Raw genomic sequence first — 24,338 nt, 5'->3', positions numbered from 1 at the left:
GGGGGCTGGGTGTTGGGAAGGGGGGCAGGGGCCCCGGTGGAGGGGGGAGTAAAGATGATTTCCCGGTCAACGGTGGGGGGTGGGGTGTTGGTGACGGGACGAGTGGCCGGGGGTGGGGGAGGGCTGGCGGTGTTGAGGGAGTCGGCAGTGAGGTAGACGTGACCGAGGGTGCGGCCGCCGTAGGTGCGTTTGGTGAAGCGCCAACCGGGATCGAGATGGATTTTCATGTAGCCTTCGGCGAGGCCGTGGGTGCGCCCGATTTCGATGGGGCGGGTGTTGGGTTCCCGGATGGAGGAGGCAACTAAAACGACCTCATCGCCCCGTTGGACGAGACGGAGAATAAAACGCCAGCCGTAGTCTTCGTTGCCGATGCGTAGGGAATAGCCGTTGCTGTCGGTGCTACGCTCACAAATGCCTGTAAAGTCGAAGTTGAGTAGTAGGGGATCAATGAGGGTGGGGTTGCTGCCGTATTCTCGCCAACAGGGTTGACGGTTGTTGAGTTGCTGAACAATCAGTAGGTTATACTGTCGGCGTTCTACACCGAAGGGGGTGGCGATCGCCACAAAACTATCTTGTTGGACTTCTACTTGCCCAAAGGGGGTACTTTGAGCGAGAGTAGGACTCCCCCAGGGGAGCAGCAGCAGACCACTGAGGGCCGCTGCCACTTGCTGGATAGGTTTGATCTTCATAGGAACCTCCTGTTATGGGGTGAATCAGGTTTAAAGATGTGTGCTAAAGGCGGATCTGGGGTATTTCTTCGGGAAAAGCCTCTAGTCTGATGAGTTGGGGTGGGCTTGTTGCCAAGCGTGCCAGAGATCGGGACGGCGATCGCGGGTTCGTTGTTGTTGTTGTTCTTTTTGCCAGGCTTCAATCTGGGCATGATTCCCGGAACGCAGAACGTCGGGGACTTCCCACCCTCGGAACACCGGGGGGCGAGTATATTGGGGGTAATCTAATAATCCTTCCTCAAAACTCTCAAACTTGAGAGAGGCTTCCTTCCCGACAGTCCCTGGACGGAGACGAATGACTCCATTTAAAAGTGCCAAGGCCGGAATTTCGCCACAGGTTAACACAAAATCCCCCAGAGAAATTTCCCTTGTTACTAAATGTTGCCGAACTCGCTCATCAACCCCTTCATAGTGACCACAGATTAACAATAATTGGTCGTAATTGTGGGCTAGCTCTTGTAAGATGCCTTGTTTGAGGGGTTCTCCTTGGGGAGACATTAGGATGATTTCCCGACGGGGTAAAATCGGCAAAGACTCCACCGCCGCAAACAGGGGTTCAGGCTTGAGTAACATTCCCACCCCACCGCCATAGGGTTCATCATCCACCCGTCGGTGTTTATCTTGGGTGAAATCCCGGGGGTTGGTCAGATACACTTGGGCAATGTTCCGGGCTAGGGCCTTGCCCAATAGTCCACTCTGCAACGGGGAGGTGAAGAATTCAGGAAATAATGTGATTAAATCAAAGCGCATGGGGAATTAATTCTTTTGTCCGAAGCGGAACGAAAAAGCATTAAATTATATACTATGCCCAAACGCGATAGGATATATGCTGCAAATAGAGTCTCAAGTTTCAGGAACCCAGATGCCCAAACCCACAAAGACAGCTATTTTGGTGATTGGCGGCGCAGAGGATAAAGTGCATGGTAGAGAAATTCTGCACACTTTTTTCAATCGTTCCGGCGCGGCCGATGCAGTGATTGCCATAGTCCCCTCGGCATCTCGGGAACCTCTCTTGATAGGCGATCGCTATCGGCATATTTTCGAGGACATGGGAGCCAAGCGGCTGGAAATTATTGATATTCGCGAGCGTTCCCAAGCGGAAGATCCCAAATACATGGAATTTTTAGAAGAATGTACGGGGGTCTTCTTAACCGGGGGGGATCAACTCCGTCTCTGTGGACTGTTAGCAGAAACCCCCATTATGGAACGAATTCGCGATCGCGTCCAAAAAGGAGAAGTCACCCTCGCCGGAACCAGTGCCGGAGCCGCCGTCATGGGTCATCACATGATTGGTGGAGGGGGAAGTGGAGAATCTCCCAATCGCTCCTTAGTAGACATGGCAATGGGCTTAGGGATTATTCCCGAAGTCCTAGTAGACCAACATTTCCACAACCGCAACCGCATGGCGCGTTTATTGAGTGCGATCGCCATCCATCCCGATCGTCTGGGAGTGGGGATTGATGAAGATACCTGCGCCATGTTTGAACAAGATGGTTGGATTCAAGTGATGGGGAAAGGCACCGTTACCATAGTGGACGCTCAAGACCTGTCCTACACCAATCAAATGGATGTAGGCGTGACAGATCCCTTGAGTTTACACAGTTTACGGCTGCATATTCTCTGTCATGGCGATCGCTACCATCTCTATCAGCGCCATCCCCTCACCCCCATGACCGACGAAAAATCGGCCGGATGATCTCCTAGGAGAACAGTCCATGAACCGCCATCTGGTGAGCCATAGGCCAAGCCCCAAACCCTTCGCCCTTCCCACTCACCCGTCATTGTTCATACTCCCACTGGACTCCCCCCTCTCCCTGCCATTTCACCCCTCCCCAGAGAACTTGGCAAACTGTTCAAAATGAACAGCCATGCCACTTTTCAAGGGGAGAAACTAGGGGTTGGCTTTATAGGCTCTACCCCTTCTGAACCCCCTAAACCAATCAGATATGAAAATTCTCAAAACCCTAACCCTCAGAGGACCCAACTATTGGAGCATTCGCTATCACAAGCTAATTGTTATGCGCTTGGATTTAGAAGACCTCGATGAGCGTTACTCCAACCAAATTTCAGGGTTTTACGAAGGGCTAAACGAAGTCTTACCCAGCCTCGTCGAACACTACTGTTCACCGGGCTATCGGGGTGGTTTTCTAGAACGGGTACGCGAAGGGACCTTAATGGGGCATATCATCGAACACGTTGCCCTAGAACTCCAAGACCTCGCCGGAATGCGCGTTGGCTTTGGTCGCACCCGAGAAACCGCCGAGCAAGGTGTGTATAACGTGGTGTTTGAGTACATGGACGAACGAGCCGGACGCTACGCCGGCCGTGCCGCCGTTCGTCTCTGTCAGAGCATCGTCGATACCGGAACCTATCCCCAAGCCGAACTAGAACAAGACCTCCAAGACCTTCGCGAACTCTGGTCAAACGCCTCCCTTGGCCCCAGCACCGAAACCATCATCACCGAAGCCGACGAGCGAAAAATCCCCTGGATTCAACTCAGTGCGCGGGCCATGTTACAACTGGGCTACGGAGTCCACCAAAAACGCATTCAAGCTACCCTCAGCGACTATTCCAGCATTCTGGCCGTAGAACTGGCCTGTGACAAAGAAGGGACAAAAACCATTCTCCGCGATGCAGGCATTCCCGTCCCTCAAGGCACCGTGATTCAATATTTCGACGAACTCGAAGAAGCCATAGAAGATGTCGGGGGCTATCCCATCGTAATTAAACCCCTCGACGGCAACCACGGAAGGGGCATCACCATTGACATTAACAGTTGGGAAGACGCCCAACAAGCCTACGATCTCGCCAGTAATGCCGCCAAAACTCGCTCCGTGATTATTGAACGCTACTATCGCGGCAGTGACCACCGGATTTTAGTCGTCAATGGGGAAGTGGTCGCCGTAGCCGAGCGAGTCCCCGCCCACGTCACCGGAGACGGACGTTCCACCATCAGCGAGTTAATCGACATCACCAACGAAGATCCCCGCCGAGGCGATGGTCATGATAATGTTTTAACCCGGATCACCCTTGACAAAACTGCCATTGATGTGTTAAAGCGGCAAAATTATGATCTCGACTCCGTACTCCCCAAAGGCGAACGGGTATTTTTACGCGCCACCGCCAACTTGAGTACAGGGGGAATTGCCATTGACCGCACCGATGAAATTCACCCGGAAAATATTTGGTTAGCCAAACGGGTCGTTAAACACATCGGTTTAGATATTGCAGGGATTGATGTCGTCACCTCAGATATCAGTAAACCCTTGCGGGAAACCGACGGCGTAGTGGTGGAAGTAAACGCCGCCCCCGGATTCCGAATGCACGCCGCCCCCAGTGTAGGATTACCGCGCAATGTAGGCGGTGCCGTGTTAGATATGTTATTCCCCCCCGGCACCCCCAGCCGCATCCCCATTATTTCCATTACCGGCACCAACGGCAAAACCACCACCACCCGCCTGATTGCCCATATCTTCCGTCAAACGGGCAAAGTGATTGGTTACACCACCACCGACGGGATTTATATTGGGGATTACTTAGTGGAAAAAGGCGACACCACCGGCCCCCAAAGCGCTCAGGTGATTTTACGCGACCCCACCGTAGAAGTGGCTGTGTTGGAAACGGCGCGGGGTGGCATTTTGCGCGCTGGTCTGGCCTTTGATAGTTGTGATGTGGGGGTCGTTTTAAACGTGGCTGCTGACCATTTAGGCATCGGGGATATTAACACCATTGAACAGTTAACCTCCTTAAAGAGTGTCGTGGCCGAAGCCACTTCTCCCAACGGTTATGTGGTGTTAAATGCTGATGATGAACGAGTGGCGGGGATGGCGGAACGGGTGAAGGGGAAAATCGCCTATTTCTCCATGAATTCAGAGAATCCTGTCTTACAAGATCATTTACGTCGGGGTAAACTGGCGGCTGTGTACGAAAATGGCTATCTGTCCATTTTGGAGGGGAGTTTAACCTTCCGCATTGAAGAGGCTAAAAATGTCCCCATTACTATGGGGGGGATGGCTCCCTTTATGATTGCCAATGCTTTGGCGGCCTGTTTAGCGGCCTTTGCTCAGGGGGTGGATGTGGAGTTAATTCGTCAAGGACTACGCACCTTTAATTTATCGGCGGAAAAAACCCCCGGACGGATGAATTTATTTGATTTGGGGCAGTACCATGTTTTATTGGATTATGCCCACAATCCGGCGAGTTATGAGGCACTGGGTGGCTTTGTGAAGAATTGGCAAGGCGATCGCGTCGGCGTGATTGGTGGCCCAGGAGATCGACGGGATGAGGACTTAATCCAATTGGGTCGTCTTTCGGCGCAAATGTTTGATTACATGATCGTCAAGGAAGACTATGACCGTCGAGGTCGCAATTCTGGGGAAGTCGCCGATCTGATTATTAAGGGCATCCTGCAAGAGAATCCCGAAGCCCAGTATGATCGGATTTTAGATGAACAGGAAGCCATCAACACCGGGTTTGAAAAGGTCAAGGATGACGGTTTAGTGGTGATTTTGCCCGAAAGTGTCACCACAGCCATGAAACGCATTGAGGCTGAACAAGCCAAACAAGGTTAATCCTGAGTGAAGGGGAAAGAGCAAGAGGGGAGAGCGTCATTTCTCCTCTTTTTTTGTTCCTTGTAGGTGGGAAGAAGTGCCAGCAACGTCTCATTACTTGGCTCTGCCTAGTACCATAGTAGTAAAATAATTTGCGGCTTTTTGGACGGGTAATATCTGAGTTAGTTATGGAAGATTTTGCTAGTGTATGTTTAGCAAGAAAAAAAGATGCTGAGGCTCTACTGGAGCTAGAAAACCACAATATCGCGGCTTTGCATTTGGGTGGTATTAGTGTTGAGTGTCGTTTAAAGTCATTGCTCGCCTCCTATCATAGCATCAGTGAATGGGATGAAAAAAGTCGTAGAAAGAAGGACTCTATGTTCACTCAGCAGATTCGTAATCCAGGGCATAGTTTGATCACAGCCCTACGTCATATGCCAGAATTATACCAATTGGCAAAATCAGATAAGCAACTTCTAAAGCACCTCAACTGTCTGATTTACCCTCTTGGCGCAACCTCTGTTGATTATATCAGTTTGCGCTATGTGGCTCAAGCATCGCCCATTCAGCGAGATGAGTGGAAAAAGAGTTTTGATTATGTTTATGGTTGGCTAGAAAAGAATGAGGTAAGAATTTGATGAATCCCTCAAAACTGCGTGAAGAACTAAAGCGTAAATTCTCCAATAATTTTCAACTGGATGTTGGAGATGGTGGTTTTGTTTTGTTAACCGTTATCTCAGAAGCGTTTAATGGAAAGAGTAGAGTCGAGCGATTACAAAAAGTTGAACCCTTAATTAAAAAAGCTGATTTATCTGTTGGCATCGTTGAATTATATACTCCTGAAGAAGCAATTGAGCAAGGCATAGCACTATCAGATACAAACAGTGAAATTCCCACATCATGGCAAAAAGCTGTAGATATGTTAGCCTCAGGCAAAACGGTTTCTGAAAAAGACAGTCATCAGGTCAAGCGTGTGGTATTTTATTCCTACAAGGGGGGAGTCGGCAGAAGTACAGCATTAATCCAAACGGCTTTTCAATTAATCCGTTCTGGCCAGCGCGTTGTTATTGTTGACATGGATGTTGAAGCACCGGGCTTACATACTTTACTTCCTCCTCAAAAAGCCCCGTTAAAAGTAGGTTTAGTTGATTATTTATGGGAACGCCAAACTTGTTTTTTAAATGAAGTTTATCAACCGCAAGTTGAGTTAGGGGGTGAGGAAGGCATTATCTACAGCGTTACCGACACACATTCTAAACGTCCTTTATTCGTTGTACCTGCGGGGAATATTGGGCGGAGATATGTGCAACGATTATCACTGTTGACCACTACACACCTTTTTGATAAGGCTGATGCTCCATGGTTGCAGTTTGAGCAGGAACTTTGGGAGCAGTTTCAACCCAATATCATGCTGATTGATGCACGAACAGGACTCAATGAATGGGGTGGTTTCACGTTGTTAGGGTTGGCGGATGATATTTTTATCGTCTTATATCCTAGTGAACAAAATGCTGAAGGTGTTCGTTTTGTTAGAAACACTGTAAATGAACTGACTCATGCTGATGTCAAATTGGTATTATCCCCTGTTCCTGAAGGTATCATTGGCACTAATTTAGTTGACAATATAAAACATTCTTTAGAGTTAACTAATGATCAACAAAAAGAACTGATCCAAATTCCTTATCATCCTAATATAGCTGGTGTTACTCAGTTTCCGGTTGAGACGGCTTTGCCTTACTACGCTCCCATTGCAAATTATTTACTAGAAAAAAATAGTGTACTAGAATCTGACGCAATAATTAGTGCATCTAACCGTTTAAGTTTGGTAAAATCTTTATCCTTTTCAGAACGTGATGCTGCTAGTATTTTAGATGATGATTTTGATAAAATTTTTCAAAAGACAACTGATTTTGAGCGTTGCTTAGACGATGCTGTTTGGGTAATTCGGGGGCGGAAAGGTACAGGGAAGTCAACGCTCTACACCTTATTTACTCAGCATCGTGAAAATGCTGAAAAGTATGCACGGGGTCGGCTAGAAAATATAACCATATTGTCGGGTCACGGGAATAGTAATCAATTTAGACCTACAGTTGATGTTTTTGATCAAATCGGTCAAAAACTTAATGAACAGAAAAAGGATTGGTTATCGTTATGGCGGGCTTATGCTGTGATTCAACTTTATCGTTCAGTTCCTAAATTTATTACCATATTGAAGCAGCCTAAATTTAAACGCTTGCTATCCCGATTAAACTATAATTTTTCTCTGGAAAATCCCCATATTTGGGAAGCAAAACATACTAACAAACTGGTTGAATTTGTGACAGATGAAGTTTTAAATTCCTGTTGTAGAGATGCTTTGAGTTATTATAATCAGTCATTGAGTGAAGTGGCACAAAAAATCTGGTTACTTTATGACGATTTAGATCAGGATATTAAAGAAGGTAGTGATTGGCAAAAAGTGGCCTTGGGCGGGTTGATGCGTCTGATTTACGATCTCAATAATCAAGGCTTATATCATATTCGTTTTAAAGTATTTTTGCGAGAGGATATCTGGAGTAATTTGATTTTCACCAATAAAAGTCATTTTGGTGAAGCACGTACTTTACTATTGCAGTGGGGAAAAATCGATTTTTTGCGTTTAGCCTATCGTTTAGCAATTGGGGGATCTATCGATTTCAAAATGCTTTCTAACCGTGTTTTGCCTCTGGCGGATAATGGGATTGATGAAGCCAGTGAAGATGCTTTGCGTCAAGCATTAGGGCCGTTATGGGGCTTGAAGGTTGAAAAGGGCAAAAATGCTTATGTGTCTCAATGGGTTTATTCCCGCCTAACCGATGCCAGTAACAATACCTATCCGCGTTCTTTAACTATTTTACTGAATACAGCTAGAGATGTCGAGTTAAAAACACAAACAAAAAATGTCGCGAGTAATCGTTTATTAGGTTGGAAGTCTTTGACTGAAGGTTTGGAGGCGGCTTCTAAAGAACGGTGTGATGCGATTAAAAATGAATATCCAGAATTTTTAGCATTTTTTGACCGTATGAATGAATTAAGTTCTTTGTTCAAGGAGGAGGATCTAGAGCTATTATGGCGCGATACTGTGGCTAATCAGTCTAATTTGTCTTTCGAGAATTTCTTGAAAAGATTGCAGCAAATTGGTTTGATAGCTGAGAGAAAGAATAAAAAGCGTTATGACTATGCTGTAGCTGATTTATACGTTTATGGGTTTGGCGTTAAGCGGAGACAGGGGCAGCGAAAATAATTAGGGCTTTCAGTTAATGTCTTACTGACAACTATTTTGAATCGTATTAGAGGGGACTGTCGTTATCCTTTTTCCCTCGCCCATCCCAGAAACCGGGTTGCCCCCATTCCCTCCCTTTTTCGCCCCAATTGCCCCAAAAACCGGGTTTCTCGCACTAAAGATGTTTTCCCTAGCCCACCTCAGAAACCGGGTTGTCCCCATTCCCTCCCTTTTTCGCCCCAATTGCCCCAAAAACCGGGTTTCTCACACCAAAGATGTACAGCTTACTGGTATCGCGTTACAATAAAAAACATAAATTAATGTAACTTAACACTTAGGGCAGTCATGCAAGTAAGGGCAACGGCACAACAGGAAACCCTCCCCGGGGCTTACTGGCAATGGCAGGGTGAGTCCATCTATTATGTTAAAACGGGACAGGTTAAAGGAGGATATCCTCCTCTACTCCTAGTTCACGGATTTGGTGCGTCAACGGATCACTGGCGCAAAAATTTAAGGGGACTACAAGATCATTTTGAGGTTTGGGCGATTGATTTGTTAGGTTTTGGACGTTCGAGTAAGCCCAATCGTCAATATAGCGGCAATTTGTGGCGGGACCAACTGCACGATTTTATTCAAACTGTCATAGGTCAGCCTGTTGTTTTAGCGGGAAACTCCCTCGGGGGCTATAGTTCCCTCTGTGTGGCTGCTCAACGGCCTGAGTCGGCGAAGGGTCTGATTTTATTGAACAGTGCCGGGCCTTTTACCAATCCCAATGAGGTGCAAAAAGCCCCCACGGTACAACAAACAATCGGTAAAACCCTACGTTCGATCTTGCTCCAACCTTGGGCGAGTTACCTACTGTTTCAGTATGTCCGCCAGCGCCGCAATATTCGCAAAACGCTGGAAAAGGTCTATGTAGATAAACGTGCGGTTACGGATCAGTTAGTGGAGGATATTTATCGCCCGTCTTGTGATCCTGGTGCGGTGGAGGTGTTTGCCTCGGTGTTTAAGTCACCCCAAGGGGAAAAAAATGATGTCTTGTTACAACAATTAAGGTGTCCCTTGTTGATGATTTGGGGAGAGGGAGATCCTTGGATGAATTCCCGGGAAAGATCGGCGAAATTCCGCCAGTATTATCCCCAGTTAACGGAGTTTTTTCTCAAAGCGGGTCACTGTCCCCATGATGAAGATCCTGATCGGGTCAATCAGTTAATTCGGGATTGGATCGTCGGGCAGAAAATCCGTTAGGTGGTCAGAATAGGGCCAAGGAACCCAGCATCAAATCGCGGGAATTGAGCAGAGGGTTCTTTTTAGCGTTGGGCCGCTAAATCGCGAATGAGGGAGGTTTTGGTTTGTAAGTAATGGCTGATCGCTTGGCTTTCCTCCCCTTCAAGCGATCGCACTTCCCGGAGTTTCGCCAACAGCCAGTTCACTAAGCTGGAGTCATCCTGTTGCAGAATTAAGTCCGCTTGGGTGTTTTCAATTAAAGACCAGAGTTGACGCAGCATTATAGGTGTCATAGCGTTATTCAAGTCCAATGAAGGTTTAGCCACAGTGCAAGGTTGGGACAATACGCTTACAAAATCTTAAGAAACTCTTAATAATTAGTATCTCCCTAACCAAGATAGCGGATCAGACGGGAAACTGTGCTAAAAATCCCCAAATTTGCAACAAGTCTATACAAGAAACCAGCCAGTGTGAACAAATGAAACAAATTGACAAATTAACCGTTACATGATATTACAAAATCTCTGGCTGAAGATTAGAGAAACTTGATAATCAATAATGAATAATTTCTGACTAAAGGCTTGAACTAAGGCCAGTTCAACAAGTGACACAATAACGGGAACTTTCCACTAGCCTTTTACTAATATCAAAGTATGACATCTTTAGGCTTAACTAAAGCAAGGGTGAAAGGCAATGGCAAAAGAATTAACGCAACAAGATCATAGTAATGCCTGGATTATTCAAACTTGGGCGGCTTTTATTATTTCGGTTTCTGCAATGGGTATCGGTATCTTAAATTTACCTGTTGATAGCTGGACTAAAGGTTTTATGGGGATGGGTTTAGCGTTTACTGTTGGGTCTACGATTAGTTTGTCTAAAACGACGCGGGACATTCATGAATCGAAACGGATTTATTCTCGCTTGGATGAAGCCAGAATTGAAAGGCTTTTGGCTGAACATGACGGAATTATGCGTTAAGAATTTATTTCTACTTTGACTCAGAGAGGGGGCGATGTCTTTCCCCGTGAGTTGTACCTCGGGCAATCTTGACAAAAGGCACACAAGCTTAACTTGTCAGCCTTGTACCTCGGGTTATTGGTGACTCCGTTGATTGATAGTGAAAGAATTACGATTGGACAAGAGCAATCCCGATCAATTTGATCGGGATTTTATTTGGGGGAAATGACCACACGATGGCACAATGGGACTGGAGCGGTGGGGTGAGAAGAACAGTCATCTTGATAAGAGGATATTCGGGCTGAACGGGTCCGTCTTGGGTGAGGAGGAGGGGACAGGCTGGGGAGATCCCCCTTTTTGGGGTAAAATAAAAAGTTTGTCGCCTCATTATTTTGTGCCAATCCATAGGAGTTAAACAAACTGTGGTTACTCAAATTCCTCAGACTCAGTATGAATCAAAAACCCAAGAAATCGCCAAGGAATTAATTTCCCAAACGCGGGAAAAACGTTCCTTTTTTGCCCAAGTCCGGGATCAAATGCGTTTAGATGATAAACTCATGGACTGGGCAATGGCGAATCCGGGTTTACGTTACCAATTGTTTAGTTTTATTGACTGTTTGCCTGCTTTACGTTCTAAAACGGAAATTGCTCGTCACTTGCAGGAATATATGAGTGATGAGACGGTGGAATTGCCCGCCATGTTAAAAAATTTACTTAATTTTGCGGATCCCAATTCGGCTCCGGCTCAACTGGCGGCGACGACGGTGGAACAGTCGGTGAAGACGTTGGCTTATAAGTATATTGCGGGGGAAAGTATCCCGAAAGTGATTAAAACGGTGGAACGTCTGCGGAAGGAAAAGATGACGTTTACCATTGATTTATTGGGGGAGGCGGTGATTACGGAAGAAGAGGCCGCCCTATATTTGGAACGTTATCTGGAGTTAATTACAGAGTTAAGTGAAGCGGCGCAAAAATGGTCAACGGTAGCCCAAATTGATCAAGCGGGGGAGGAAATTTTACCGAAGGTGCAGGTTTCGGTGAAGTTAACGGCGTTTTATTCGCAATTTGATCCTCTTGATGCGGAGGGAAGTAAGGCGAAGGTGTGCGATCGCATTCGGATCCTACTTCGTCGCGCTCAGGAAGTCGGGGCAGCGATTCACTTTGATATGGAACAATACCGCTATAAGGAGATTACCTTAGCAATCCTCAAGGAATTGCTCCTAGAGGAAGAATTCCGCACCCGGAGTGATATTGGTGTCACCCTACAAGGCTATTTACGAGATTCGGAAGCCGACTTAAAAGGCTTAATTGAGTGGGCGAAACAACGGGGAACTCCGATTACCATTCGTTTAGTAAAAGGGGCTTACTGGGATCAAGAAACGATTATTGCGATTCAAAAAGACTGGAAACAGCCCGTTTTTAATCAAAAAGCCGCCACTGACCAGAATTATGAGCGGGTGATGCAATTATTGCTAGAGAATCATCAGTATCTCTACGCGGCCATTGGGTCCCATAATGTGCGCACCCAAGCCAGGGCAATGGCGATCGCAGAAACCTTGCAAATTCCCCCCCGTGCCATTGAATATCAAGTCTTATACGGCATGGGGGAAGCCCTCGCCAAGGCCATTGTTAAACGAGGGCATCGCGTGCGCGTCTATGCCCCCTATGGCGACTTACTGCCGGGAATGTCCTACCTAATCCGTCGTTTACTGGAAAATACCGCCAATTCCTCGTTCCTCCGCCAGAATATGGAAGAACGCCCCATTGAGGAATTAATTGCCGCCCCCCAGATTGAGCAGGAAGCCCCCCTGATTGCCAAATCCGCCTATCCCAACGCCCCCGACACCGACTATGCAGACAGCGCCCTACGGGAGAAAGCCAAACAAGCCCTTGTCAAAGTGCGCGCCAGTTTAGGCAATACTTACCAGCCTTTAATCAATGGGGAATGGGTGCAAAGTTCCCAGCTTGTAGACTGTTTCAATCCCTCCAACAGCCAGCAGTTAGTGGGCAAGGTGGGGTATGCCACCGTAGAACAAGCCCAGCAAGCCCTAGCCGCCGCGAAAACCGCCTTTCCCACTTGGCGGAATACCCCAGTCCGTCAACGGGCGGGCGTGCTGCGTAAGGCCGCAGAAATCATGGAACAACGGCGGTTTGAGTTAGGGGCTTGGATTTGTTTAGAAGTGGGGAAAATCTTACCCCAAGCCGATGCAGAAATTTCCGAAGCGATTGATTTTTGTCGCTACTATGCCGACGAAATGGAACGGTTAGATCAGGGGTACAACTACGATTTAGCCGGGGAAACCAACCGCTACACCTACCAACCTCGGGGGATTGCCGTGGTGATTTCGCCCTGGAATTTTCCCTTTGCGATCGCCGTGGGCATGACCGTAGCCGCCCTAGTGACAGGCAATTGTACCCTCCTCAAACCCGCCGAACAATCCTCCATTATTGCCGCCAAAATCGCCGAAATCCTCCTAGAGGCAGGCATTCCCCCCGGAGTCTTTAGCTACCTCCCCGCCGATGGCCCCACCGTTGGCGCTCATTTAGTGGAACACAAAGACGTTCACCTAATCGCCTTTACTGGGTCCCAAGCCGTAGGCTGTTACATTTACGCCGAAGCCGCCAAACTGAAACCGGGGCAAAAACACCTCAAACGGGTGATTGCCGAAATGGGGGGCAAAAACGCCATTATTGTGGATGAAAGCGCCGACTTAGATCAAGCCGTGGCGGGTGTCGTAGCGTCTGCCTTTGGTTATAGCGGGCAAAAATGCTCCGCTTGTTCCCGGGTGGTGGTGTTAGAGTCGGTCTATGAGAGCTTTATGCACCGCTTAATTGAGGCCACCAAATCCTTAAACGTCGGGAAAGCCGAAGATCCCAGTACAACCGTGGGGCCGGTGGTTGATCAAGAAGCTCGCGATCGCATTTTAGAATACATCGAAAAAGGCAAACAAGAAGCCACCCTAGCTTTCCAAAGCCCCACCCCCACCGGAGGATATTTCATCCCCCCCACCATCTTCTCCGACGTTTCCCCCGATGCCACCATTGCCCAAGAGGAGATATTTGGCCCCGTCTTAGCCGTCATCAAAGCCGCTAACTTTAACCAAGCCTTAGAGATAGCCAACGGCACCAACTACGCCCTCACCGGGGGATTATACTCCCGCACCCCCTCCCACATTGAACAAGCCCGGCGGGATTTTGAAGTCGGCAACTTATACATCAACCGGAACATCACCGGAGCCATCGTCGCCCGTCAACCCTTCGGCGGTTTCAAACTCTCCGGAGTCGGTTCCAAAGCTGGGGGCCCCGACTATTTATTACAGTTTCTCGAACCCCGCAGCATAACGGAAAACATCCAGCGTCAAGGGTTTGCCCCCATTGAAGGCTCCGAGTAATTAGGGCTTGCTGAATAACTTGGGCAATCGGGAATCGGAAATAATTGTCAATTGTCAATTATCAATTATCAATTATCAATTATTAATTCCCACATTTTACTGATTACTGTTCCTTGTGAATGCACACAAGCTTAACTTGTCAGTGATGACCTTATCCCCCACACCCACCCATCGGTTAAAATAGCCTTAAGCATTCTCCCCATTTCAACAGTTTTATGTGGACAATGGGGGATATTGGCTGATTTTTCGGGTCTAGCCAATCAACAAGTTGGTGATTTGATAGTAAACAATGCGGCAAAAACTTTCCGATGGAGTCTGGAGTGTTATTCTCGGTGTTGCAGTGGGTACAGCAGCCTATGGTGTCAGTCTTTCCCCTAAAACTGGGGTCTTAGTGGGAGTGACCAGTGGAGCCACAGCAGGCGCTTCCATCATCCGCCTGAGAACCATCGTAGAACAACAACATCAACATCTCCAAGACCTCCACCAAACGCTGCACCAAGAATTACATTCTGCCACCCAAAAAGAGCTAAATCAAGCCCTCACCCAAAAGCTACCGCAGGAATTACGTTCTGCTATTCAAAAGTGGCTAAATCTCCCCTCCACGCCAAGCGGAGAAAAAACCCTGATTCGCACGGTTTCTCCCCCTCCAGACGATCCTATTTTAATTCAAACTCTCCCGACTGTCCCTCAAAAAGCCTTAGATTGGCTAACAAATCAAGGGATTACTATTCAAAATTATAAAAATAATCAGGATCAAAAAGTTCAAGATACAGAACTAATTTTTAATCGCATTGCTTTACTTTTAGGGAACAAATATTCTACGATTAAGACCTTTTATAAAAGGATTAAACATACCGTTCCAAAAGGGACTAACTTTGGGGTGGATCTCTCCAGTAAAACTGAACAAGAAATTCGGGATTGTACCCATTTTGGAAAGCAACTGCAAAAATACGCCTTTTTAAAAAATTATTGGTACGATAAAAACGGTAAAATAATCCACGCCACACCTCAAAATACGCCCCAATTCCAGAACTTTTTTTCGGGAGAATGGTTTGAGCGGTTTGTATTCTTAAAGGTCGCATCACTTTTAGAGGAATTATCTTTAGAGTATGAATGTGTGATGAATCCTCAAATCAAACTCCCCAACGGTAATAATGGGGAGTTAGATTTATTCTTTTTAATTGAGGAAATGCCTTTATGGATAGAGTGCAAGACGGGTAATTTTCAAAAGCATATTGTTAAATATTCTCAATTACGACCGACGTTGAAAGTTGAACCAGAACGAGCTTTTATTGTAATTTTAGATATTTGTGAAGAGGATGCAGAAGTTAATTCTAAGCTGCATAGTATCCGGGTTTTAAATGAAAATAATTTCACGGAAGTTATTGCTAAAATATTAAAGGGAGAACGTGAGATAACTGTTTCTGAACCTTCTGCTCCCCCAGTTATCCCGAAAACTCTCCGGGTTAGCCAAGAGGTACAAAAATTAACTACTATGTTAAATAAGGAGGGGGTGCGACCTCTCAGCACAGAACGCAAAGCGGTGATCAAGAAACTGCTTGAACTGTGGAATAATGACCCCACACCTCGCAATGTGATTGAACTTAAAGCACTCGTTTTTGATAGGTTAGACCCAGAAGAGTTACCTAATTTTTCTAAAAGTAAGTTACAGGATATTTTTAATGCACTATTAGAAGGTCAGTGTTTTTTAGATGCTCAGGGAAATTCTCTGATTTTAAGGAAACAAGTGGTTCATCGTGTGGTTTCGGAACAGTTAGAAGAGTTAGATAGACGTTGCATTGAACGTTATGCCTCTGTGGTTTTGGGAGAAAATTCAGATTATTTTGATTCCCCGGATAATGTGGCCTTGTTTGAAAAAGTTGTGGGTGGAAATGTTCCTCCTCCTGATGTTTTGGCAAGGCTTAAGACGACAAGCCCTAAATAAAGCGTTCTAAGACGGACACCGTTTGTTGTCCAGTTTTAAGCCAACTAAACTCACTCGCCCGTAATAACCCCAGTTGGTGGAGAGTTTCCCGCAAGTTGGGGTCTTGTAATACGGCATTCATGGCCCCGGCAATTTCTTGAGTATTGTAAGGATCGACTAATAACGCGGCTTCTCCGGCTACTTCGGGTAAAGCTGAGATATTAGAAGTGATTACCGGGGTTCCACAGGCCATTGCTTCGAGGATGGGTAAGCCAAAACCTTCGCATAAACTGGGGAAAATGAGGGCGATCGCCTGATTGAATAAAATGGGCAACTTTTCGTAGGGGACATACTCCATAAACTTCACGCGATCGCGAATCCCTAACTCCCGCGCTAAATCTTGCCATTGGGGTGTATAGCGTTCGTCTGTCGGTCCGGCGAGCCATAATTCCACTTCTTCTCGGGGGGGTAAATGGGCAAAGGCTTCAATCAAGCGTTGAATATTCTTATAGGGGTCTTGTCGTCCCACATAGAGAAAATAAGGGCGACCATGACGACGGGGTAAGTTTAATACCCGGAAATGGTTGTGATCATAGGCTAAAGGAATAGGGCTAATTTTTTGGGGAGCAATGCCGAAAAAATCGGTTAAATCATTGGCCGTTGCCACAGAATTACAAATAATATGCTGTGCGTCTTCCAACACCCGAGGCAAACAATAGCGGTGATAATAACTTAACCGGGATTTGGCACTGGGGAAGCGTAGGGGGATTAAATCATGCACCATGACCACAAACCGACAACTTGTATAAACAGGTGCTTCAGGGACTGGGGAGAAAATTAACTGAGAACCTAACTCGCGATAGATTTGGGGTAACTTGAATTGAGTCCACAACAACCGCAAGATATGACCTTTTGTCCCATCGGCCGGGGAGAGATTGCCGGGAATTGAGTAACATCGATACCCCGGAATAGGGTCAGCCACCAGTAAGGTGGGGTCAAGGCTGACTAAATGGGGGTAAATATTCAGTGCGTAGGTGGTGATGCCTGTAGGTTTGGAAAACAAAAAGGATAAATTAACTAACACAAACCACTCCCCGGGTGCCAAAGCGTCGTTTCCTAAGCATATAGCAGGGGAGAGGGCTAATCAATGCGCAGTGATTACTAATCAATTATTAAATGAGAACAGGAATCCAAAACCCATTCTCCTGATAAAATGGGTAGCCGCAAGCCCTGTCTAGGCAAGAGCGGGGAAGGTCAACGAATGGAAGGGATTCTGGACGCGATCGCAATTCAACAGCAAGATAGCAGGGGTCACCCGTTATACCCGTAGGGTTAGCGGGGGAGAACTTCACCAGCAAGATAGCAACAATTCACCAGCATAATGAGCAATTACTCAGAGATTATCGAAATGGCCGCCTTAAGTTTGGCAGAAGGGAAGAGCAAACCCCCTTCCTCGGAGGTCTTGCGCGAGGCTCTGCTGGCCGCCGAAAAAGCAGCCCAGAAAAACCCTACTGCGCCGGGATTTGAAGCTTTAATGGGGGATTGGCAACTGGGTTGGATCACCGGAACACAACGCTCTCGTCAACAAGCTGGAGGACTTCTGGGAGCAGGGCGCTATCTGCCTAGATTTCTGGGCATCCGAATCCGTTATCAGCCCCGGCCGGAGGGAGACTCCAAGGACTCAAATGCTGGGGAACGAGGACAAGTCGAAAATCAGGTAACGGTTTTGGGTCTAACGCTGACGGTGAGCGGTCCGGTCGCTTGGCAAAAAGGGGGTCATACCCCGGGCAAAAAACGGGCTAATCGCCTTCTCGCGTTTGATTTCACCCGTCTGCAAGCCCAACTCTATGGAATGACTCTCTTTGATGGGTTGGTTCGAGGAGGCGCTCAACGAGAGGCGGTTTTTGATGAAACGGCGATCGCACAACAAGCCTTTTTTAACTACTTTTATCTTAGCCCCAAGGCGATCGCGGCCCGAGGTCGTGGTGGTGGACTGGCTTTGTGGTATCGGGTTTATTGACCACCTTAAAACTGTTTACTGTTCACTGATGACTGACTGAGGACGTTCCTCTTACTCCAAGATGGGGGGAGGGGGAGCAATAGCTTTTGAGGGAGAGGATAGCTGTTGCCTCGCTCGTTTTTCTTGGGGCATCTGAGGCAGTTGTAATAACACCCCGGCTAAAAACCAGTAATAGACCGCCACCGGATCCACATCAAGGGGATAATAGAAGGTGTTGTAACTAATCAAGACCAAATAAAGCCACAAACAGAGTCCCACATTTTTCAGGGTTGGATGGTGGAGAGAACGATAGACCTTGAACGTCACCCAAACTAAGACCGATAAAAAGACAAAAAAGGCGAGAAAACCCAAGACTCCCACTTCATAGATTAACTTGGCGTAGTAGGTTTCCACTAAACTGGTATCCCCCAAAAAACGGGCGGCATTGGTAGCGCGACCTAAACCTGCGCCCCAAATATCCCCTTGTTTTTCCACACTCCAGATCATTTGATCCACCACAAAATCATGGGGAGGGGAAGCACTCCAACGATTAATAAAACTGCGGATCGGGTCCCGCAAATCGATTAAATTAGCTAACAAGAGTAAACTTACAAATCCGCCAATTCCCATTTCAACAAACAGCCAAAATTTATGGCGTTTGGTGAGGAAAGCAAGGGTGAAAATAATTAAGGGGACTAGGGCCATTGCCAAGCGCTGACCGGACAAGACAACGGCGGTGAAGATATAGGCGATCGCCACTAATCCTCCCATGCGCCACCGTTTATCCGAGTCGCTCATATAGCCCATATAAGCCAAGAAGGAAGCCGAAATCAAAAACCAAGCCCATTGCCAAGGAGAAACGAACGTACCGGGGAGACGGATCAGATCCCGAGAGGGATTGTAGAGCAAAGCCCCCCCGACAAAACACCGTGCATCCAAAGAAGCGCGGTCGTTGGCCAGTCCCATTAATCCCTCACTACCGGGGCAAAATTGGGCCGCCAGCAAGCCATACTGGAGGAGGCAGAGACTACAGCAGATAATGATGATTAGGATGTGTAAGCGAAGGAAAAATTCTAAATCTTTGCGATCGCGAATTAAATAGGGCCCACAGACCACCAAAGGAATATAACCCAATAACACCTTTAAACCCACCAAACCAATTAACAGAGGATTATCCGTCCCAGAACTTTGAATCTCTTGCCAACCATTCACGAACAGCAACGTCCCAAAACTCACCACCAACACCAACAATAGAGGGATTTTCAACAGTTTAAGCCGAGGTCTAATATCCTGCCGAATTTGGCGGCGAAAAGAAGGCTGTCGGACTAATCCCACCAAAGCCGGAAAATAGAAAAAATCCTTCACTAAATGCAGGAGAGGATGAGCGCCCAAATAGTAGGTTAACGTACCCCCAAAGGGCAGATAAATCAGAAAAGACCACAAGGCCAGACGAGGATACTTATAACTCAAGACCATAGCCAGAGTCGCAAAGGCCGCAAACATCCCCCCGCGCACACTATAGACAACACCTGTAATAATGCCAAGAGTTAGGGCTAGAGCTATTGCAATAATCGCAATACGGGTTTTGTCGCCAAATTTCATAAAACCTTGATGTCTGGATGCGAATAGCTTGGATGGGTTGATGACCATTGGTTTCAAGATCGGTAAAACCACAATAGGATTTTTTGAATTGCACCCATGATTGTCTGGAATTCTAGTAGACATCTCACCATTAGATCCAAACACCTAGACTAACGTTCCCAAAAGGGCGTTTTAGGAGATGTCCCGGACTCAGAATCTTAGAACTTCTTACAAATTCTCTCGTCGAACTATTTCCACTACACCATCTTGACACAGGCTTCAGTCAACGGCTAGGGTATCCTCTCCTTCTAGTCAGGTGTCGGGAGTTGGGAGTAGTGTCATTGACTAACTTTAGCCAGAAACCGGGTTGCGTTCAATGTCTAGTTTTCTCGGTACACCCTAACAAAAACCCGGTTTCTCATCTCGGGAGTTGGGAGTAGTGTTATTGACTCACTCTAGCCAGAAACCGGGTTGCGTTCAATGTCTAGTTTTCTCGGTACACCCTAACAAAAACCCGGTTTCTCATCTCGCGAGTTGGGAGTAGGGAGTCGGGAGAGGGGGAGCAGGGGAGAGGGGGAATTGATAAAATTGTGCAAGGTGTTCAGGAAATCCCTTTTCTTCCAAAATTGGAACGTAGAAATCATTGTCCATTGGGAGCGATGAGCCGAATGGGTAAGCTAGTAGCGCACCCTAGGTCAATTTCCCACTTGTTCTTTATCCCGCTAATAGCCCAGATGCTTCGTCTCTACGATTTATTCCTCAAAGGGGGGTTTATTATGTACCCCCTGCTTTTACTCTCGGTCTTTACCGTCGCTTGTACCCTAGATCGGGCTTGGTTTTGGCTGCGCTTATTAAGCCAAGAAGACCGGGTTGTTCACGACGTATTAGAGGCCGCCCGTACCAATCTCCAACAGGCCGCAGAAATTGCCCAGTTTGCCAATTATTTACCCATTGGTCGTTTTTTATTTGCCCCTTTATCCCTGAAAAAAGCCACACCGGAAACCTTTCGTCTGGCCTTGGAAGCGGCGGGAGATAAGGAATTTGTCAAGATGCGCAAGGGGGATAAGTTTCTAGAAACTGTGGTCGCGGTGGCTCCCTTGTTAGGACTATTAGGCACCGTTACCGGGTTAATTCAAACCTTTGATAATCTCAATATCGGCAGTGGTGGCACAACAGCAGAAGCCACTCAAGCGGCGGCCGGGATTAGTGAAGCCCTAATCACCACCGCGGCCGGGATGATTGTGGCCATTATGGCCTTGTTGGTGTTTCGTCTTTCGGTGACATTACAGACCCAGCAGATTGATTATTTTTCCCAAGTGGGGAGCGAGTTGGAGTTAATTTATCGTCAAGTATGGTATGAACCCACCCAAGAGCCTTATTCTCCCTCCTTTGGGCCTGTTTCTGCCCTAACGGAGCGTTCAGACTATAGGGGGAGGGGGGAAGGGAATGCGCTTTAAACAGCAAAAACCAACGGCCTCAACGGAGGTGAATTTAGTGCCGATGTTAGATGTCATGATGTCGGTTTTAACCTTTTTTATTGTGGTGTCTTTGACCTTTACAGCCCAGCGTGTGAGTAATGTGGAGTTACCCAGCACCACGGGGGAAGGGGGGGGAGTCACGGCGGGAAATCCTACTCAGTTGGTGATTGGCTTCAATCGGCAAGGGGAAATCATTCTCGCTCAAACTCCGGTGTCAGAAGTGGAAATGTTGGAGGAAATGCGGGTATTTCTGGAGAATGCTCCAGAGGGAGAGGTCATTTTAAAGGCCGATCGTCAGTTAGATTATGGTCAGGTGGCTCAATTATTATTAAAAATGGGGGAAGTGGGGGGAAGTCGGGTTTCTTTAGCACTGGATCGGATCGATTAGCCCGAGTATCGGCTTTCTTGGTCAAAGCTGCCCATCTTGAGCCAAAATGGAGGGCAAGAGCGCTCCCCGTTGGAATGCTTTTCTGAATGCCCATTGATCAAATAGTTATGTGTTATTTAAGGTACTGGCGAGTTCCCCTTGTCCTCACCGCCCTTCTGTTGGTCATTCCCTCGACAGGGTGTCGTTCTAGCGACAGTCGCTCTCAGACTGTGGCTCCGGCTTCTGCTCAGATGGGAGAGGAACAACCGATTGCGGTTAATATTGCTACGGCACGGACGGGAAATCTGGAAACTCCGGTGGAATATACCGGGACGACGCAACCGTTGAGAGTGATTTCTCTGCGTTCTCAAGTGGAGGGACGATTATTAAGCCTCAATGCGGATGTTGGCGATCGCGTTACTCAAGGCCAACCCCTTGTTCGGTTGGATGATAGCATCCTAATCACCAGCGTCAATCAAGCACAAGCCGAGTTAGCCGCGCTTGAAGCGCAAATTGAACTAGAACGGTCAAAAGTCGGTGATGCGCGCACTGCTCTGGAACGGGCTAAAATCGAACTGCAACAGGCTGAAAATGATGCCGCACGTTTTGCTAGTTTGGCGAAGGAGGGCGCGATCGCCCAACGGGAGGCCGAAACGGCCCAAACGGCGGTAGCAGTAGCCCAGCAGGCGGTACGGTCGGCTCAAGAGCGGGTACGCACGGAAGAAAAGGCGGTTGAATCAGCCCTAGGACGGGTGGGCGCCCAGCGTTCGGTTTTAGCCCAACAACAACAAAGACAGTCTTTTGCTCAACTGACCTCCCCTATTACTGGGGTGGTATTAGAACGGATTAGTGAACCGGGGGATCTAGTTTCAGCCGGGGGTCAGGTTTTGAAGTTGGGGGATTTTAGTCAAGTAAGGATTGTGGTCCCCATCTCGGAGTTAGATTTAGGGCAATTGCAACTGGGGCAATTGGTGCGAGTCAGTTTAGATGCCTTCCCCAATGAACCGTTTGTGGGGCGTTTGGAGCGGATTTCCCCCATGGCGGATCCCACCTCCCGTCAAGTCCCCGTTGAGGTGATTATCCCCAATTCTTCGGGACAAATTGGCAGTGGATTATTAGCAAGAGTGAAGTTTGAAGCTAGCCAACGGCCGCGGGTAGTTGTTCCTGAAGGGGCGTTAGGCAATGGGGGCAATGGTCAAGGGGATGAGCAACAGGGGGAATTGTTTGTTTTACGTGACATGGGAACCGATGATCAGGCAACGGTGGAGTCCCGTCAGGTCTTTTTAGGCGATCGCCGGGATGGCAAGGTGGAAATTCTCTCAGGTTTACAACCGGGAGATCGTTTTGTCGTCAATAGTGAAAGACCGTTACGGAACAATGCAACGGTTCGTTTGAGTATTCTTTCTGAATAAGCCCTAGTATAATCCAACATGAATGAAGTGTTTAACGCTGCATTGATGGTTAATTCAACCATCGATTATTGATTAAACATCCCGAATCATCAAAAACTAACGGCTATTCCACCGTTCTTAAAACCCCTTTAACCATGAGCTTATTTGAATCGATTTTACTCGGCATTATTCAGGGGATTTTCATGTTTTTCCCCGTCAGTTCCACCAGTCATCTAGTTTTAACTCAACATTGGCTCATTCAACGGGGTTCCAGTTTACCCTCCCCCGAAAGTGCCGAAATGATTTTCTTTGATTTAGTTGTTCATGTCGGCACCCTTATTTCCATTGCCGTTGTCTTTCGCAAAAGTCTCAGTCGTCTAATCCGGCGTATTTTCCAAGACGGTCAAACTCTCTTCAGTCACTGGCACAAGCCCACTCCAACCCCCTTAGAACCTCAAGGGTTGAGCATAACCCCCCATTCTCTCCTCTTCCCAACTCCCCAACGAGAGCAGGATTTACTCTACCTCCGTCTGGCAATTTTGGGGATGTTTTCGGTCTTGGTGACAGGTTTAATCGGGTTTCCCCTGCGTTCGGTTTTTAAAGAAATCTTCGCCCGTCCTCTGGCTGTGGCAATTACCCTCAGTATTACTGGGATTTTGTTATGGTATACCGATCGCAAATTACGTCAACCCCGAGGACTACGCCAACTCACTCCCAAGGTGGCTGGTGTCATTGGCATTGGTCAAGGATTAGCCCTCATTCCGGGCTTAAGTCGCAGTGGGATGACCATTTCCTTTGCTTTGTTCACCGGGCTAAAACGACAGTGGGCGGCGGAATATAGCTTTTTTATCGCCTTTCCCACCATTTTGGGGGCAACCTTACTCCAAACCCTAGATGTGTTTAAGGCTGACTCGTGGGGGGAGATTGGCTGGTTGCCCTTGACGGTGGGATTTGTGGTGTCGGCCGGGGTGGGCATTGTGGCTTTACAATTAGTGCTGAAACTGCTCTATAAAGCCCGATTTCGCTATTTTTCCTATTATTTGTGGGTTTTGGCGGGGATTGTAGCTTGGGGTAGCTTCCGAGGGGTGTTCTAGCCAAATTCTTGTTCAATAATCCGCCAACTTGCGGCAGTGACGCCGGGTTCCATGCTCAAGCGACTGACGATCTGTTCCATTCGTCCGTCATCGCGGGATTGGGTGATCATTTCCGCTTCCACTTCCACCTGCTCCTTGCTATCTTCTAGATCCTCACTACGGAGCGATCGCAATTTTAAACTACTCGGAGCCAACGCTTGGAGAAACAGCGCCCGGACATGGGCTTCATCCTTACTGTGACAAATCAGCGAACATTGATAACATAGCTCTAATTCTGTCCCCTTTGACACTCCACTGCCTAAAGGCGAGTGGATTCTTTCCTCATAGACTCTTGTCTAGCCAATCAGAAATTGACCCCGACAGAACGTCTCCGAAAGCATTTTGAATCACGGGCTGTCCGACCGCGATT

The 24,338-nt window shown here is 47.5% G+C and carries 19 protein-coding genes; 13 read left to right on the top strand and 6 right to left on the bottom strand.

The window, feature by feature from the left end; all coding sequences use genetic code 11:
* Positions 1-689, bottom strand: a 689-nt coding sequence (locus tag K4A83_RS14695) for a DUF3747 domain-containing protein (protein ID WP_265265362.1), incomplete at its 3' end; no start/stop codon positions are given.
* An 81-nt stretch (positions 690-770) separates the two neighbouring features.
* Positions 771-1,478, bottom strand: coding sequence for a tRNA (guanosine(37)-N1)-methyltransferase TrmD (trmD, locus tag K4A83_RS14690; protein ID WP_265265361.1), 708 nt, complete (start codon positions 1,476-1,478; stop codon positions 771-773).
* A 76-nt stretch (positions 1,479-1,554) separates the two neighbouring features.
* Between trmD and K4A83_RS14685 the strand changes: the two genes are divergently transcribed.
* From K4A83_RS14685 to K4A83_RS14665, 5 genes are all read left to right on the top strand, one after another.
* On the top strand, positions 1,555-2,424 hold the full coding sequence (locus tag K4A83_RS14685; protein WP_407810040.1) for a cyanophycinase: 870 nt from the start codon (positions 1,555-1,557) through the stop codon (positions 2,422-2,424).
* Positions 2,425-2,674: 250 nt separating this feature from the next.
* A complete protein-coding gene (gene cphA, locus K4A83_RS14680) occupies positions 2,675-5,299 on the top strand; it encodes a cyanophycin synthetase (protein ID WP_265265359.1) in 2,625 nt (874 codons plus the stop codon).
* A 167-nt stretch (positions 5,300-5,466) separates the two neighbouring features.
* Positions 5,467-5,916 (top strand): hypothetical protein, encoded by a 450-nt coding sequence (locus tag K4A83_RS14675; RefSeq protein WP_265265358.1) that lies wholly within the window; start codon positions 5,467-5,469, stop codon positions 5,914-5,916.
* Complete coding sequence (locus K4A83_RS14670) at positions 5,916-8,540, top strand: P-loop ATPase, Sll1717 family (protein WP_265265357.1); 2,625 nt, start codon at positions 5,916-5,918, stop codon at positions 8,538-8,540. The genes K4A83_RS14675 and K4A83_RS14670 overlap by 1 nt, the downstream gene beginning before the upstream one ends.
* A gap of 324 nt (positions 8,541-8,864) precedes the next feature.
* On the top strand, positions 8,865-9,767 hold the full coding sequence (locus K4A83_RS14665) for an alpha/beta fold hydrolase (protein ID WP_265265356.1): 903 nt from the start codon (positions 8,865-8,867) through the stop codon (positions 9,765-9,767).
* 62 nt (positions 9,768-9,829) lie between these two features.
* Here K4A83_RS14665 and K4A83_RS14660 read toward each other — a convergent pair whose 3' ends face one another.
* Positions 9,830-10,039: a hypothetical protein gene (locus K4A83_RS14660; protein WP_026079742.1), complete on the bottom strand. Its 210-nt coding sequence runs from the start codon at positions 10,037-10,039 to the stop codon at positions 9,830-9,832.
* Positions 10,040-10,439: 400 nt separating this feature from the next.
* Between K4A83_RS14660 and K4A83_RS14655 the strand changes: the two genes are divergently transcribed.
* The 3 genes from K4A83_RS14655 to K4A83_RS14645 all read left to right on the top strand — a co-directional run bounded on the left by K4A83_RS14655 (position 10,440) and on the right by K4A83_RS14645 (position 16,040).
* Positions 10,440-10,724, top strand: a complete 285-nt coding sequence (locus K4A83_RS14655; protein WP_265265355.1) for a YiaA/YiaB family inner membrane protein — start codon at positions 10,440-10,442, stop codon at positions 10,722-10,724.
* A 401-nt stretch (positions 10,725-11,125) separates the two neighbouring features.
* The gene (pruA, locus tag K4A83_RS14650) at positions 11,126-14,095 is read left to right on the top strand and encodes an L-glutamate gamma-semialdehyde dehydrogenase (RefSeq protein ID WP_265265354.1); all 2,970 of its coding nucleotides are present in this window, start codon (positions 11,126-11,128) and stop codon (positions 14,093-14,095) included.
* A gap of 289 nt (positions 14,096-14,384) precedes the next feature.
* The gene (locus K4A83_RS14645) at positions 14,385-16,040 is read left to right on the top strand and encodes a hypothetical protein (RefSeq protein WP_265265353.1); all 1,656 of its coding nucleotides are present in this window, start codon (positions 14,385-14,387) and stop codon (positions 16,038-16,040) included.
* On the opposite strand, the gene K4A83_RS14640 is transcribed toward K4A83_RS14645, so the two are convergent.
* Positions 16,033-17,103, bottom strand: coding sequence for a glycosyltransferase family 4 protein (locus tag K4A83_RS14640; RefSeq protein WP_265265352.1), 1,071 nt, complete (start codon positions 17,101-17,103; stop codon positions 16,033-16,035). The two genes, K4A83_RS14645 and K4A83_RS14640, sit on opposite strands and share 8 nt — an antisense overlap.
* Before the next feature lie 297 nt (positions 17,104-17,400).
* Between K4A83_RS14640 and K4A83_RS14635 the strand changes: the two genes are divergently transcribed.
* Positions 17,401-18,039 (top strand): hypothetical protein, encoded by a 639-nt coding sequence (locus tag K4A83_RS14635; RefSeq protein ID WP_265265350.1) that lies wholly within the window; start codon positions 17,401-17,403, stop codon positions 18,037-18,039.
* Between the two features lie 51 nt (positions 18,040-18,090).
* On the opposite strand, the gene K4A83_RS14630 is transcribed toward K4A83_RS14635, so the two are convergent.
* Positions 18,091-19,620 (bottom strand): hypothetical protein, encoded by a 1,530-nt coding sequence (locus K4A83_RS14630; protein ID WP_265265349.1) that lies wholly within the window; start codon positions 19,618-19,620, stop codon positions 18,091-18,093.
* Between the two features lie 713 nt (positions 19,621-20,333).
* Here K4A83_RS14630 and K4A83_RS14625 point away from each other — a divergent pair.
* The 4 genes from K4A83_RS14625 to K4A83_RS14610 all read left to right on the top strand — a co-directional run bounded on the left by K4A83_RS14625 (position 20,334) and on the right by K4A83_RS14610 (position 23,929).
* Positions 20,334-21,056 (top strand): MotA/TolQ/ExbB proton channel family protein, encoded by a 723-nt coding sequence (locus tag K4A83_RS14625; RefSeq protein ID WP_265265348.1) that lies wholly within the window; start codon positions 20,334-20,336, stop codon positions 21,054-21,056.
* On the top strand, positions 21,046-21,465 hold the full coding sequence (locus K4A83_RS14620) for an ExbD/TolR family protein (RefSeq protein ID WP_265265347.1): 420 nt from the start codon (positions 21,046-21,048) through the stop codon (positions 21,463-21,465). Before K4A83_RS14625 ends, K4A83_RS14620 begins: the two co-directional genes overlap by 11 nt.
* A gap of 107 nt (positions 21,466-21,572) precedes the next feature.
* Positions 21,573-22,856 carry an efflux RND transporter periplasmic adaptor subunit gene (locus K4A83_RS14615; protein ID WP_265265346.1) on the top strand — a complete coding sequence of 428 codons (1,284 nt, stop codon included), beginning with the start codon at positions 21,573-21,575 and terminating at the stop codon, positions 22,854-22,856.
* 134 nt (positions 22,857-22,990) lie between these two features.
* On the top strand, positions 22,991-23,929 hold the full coding sequence (locus K4A83_RS14610; protein WP_265265345.1) for an undecaprenyl-diphosphate phosphatase: 939 nt from the start codon (positions 22,991-22,993) through the stop codon (positions 23,927-23,929).
* Here K4A83_RS14610 and K4A83_RS14605 read toward each other — a convergent pair.
* The gene (locus tag K4A83_RS14605; protein WP_265265344.1) at positions 23,926-24,219 is read right to left on the bottom strand and encodes a hypothetical protein; all 294 of its coding nucleotides are present in this window, start codon (positions 24,217-24,219) and stop codon (positions 23,926-23,928) included. The two genes, K4A83_RS14610 and K4A83_RS14605, sit on opposite strands and share 4 nt — an antisense overlap.
* Positions 24,220-24,338 lie beyond the last annotated feature (119 nt).

The sequence above is a fragment of the Spirulina subsalsa FACHB-351 genome (genome assembly GCF_026130165.1).
Taxonomy (GTDB): Bacteria; Cyanobacteriota; Cyanobacteriia; order Cyanobacteriales; family Spirulinaceae; genus Spirulina_A; species Spirulina_A subsalsa_A.
The sequence above is the reverse complement of the archived record's forward strand: the minus strand, read 5'-3'. Positions and strand labels throughout refer to the sequence as shown.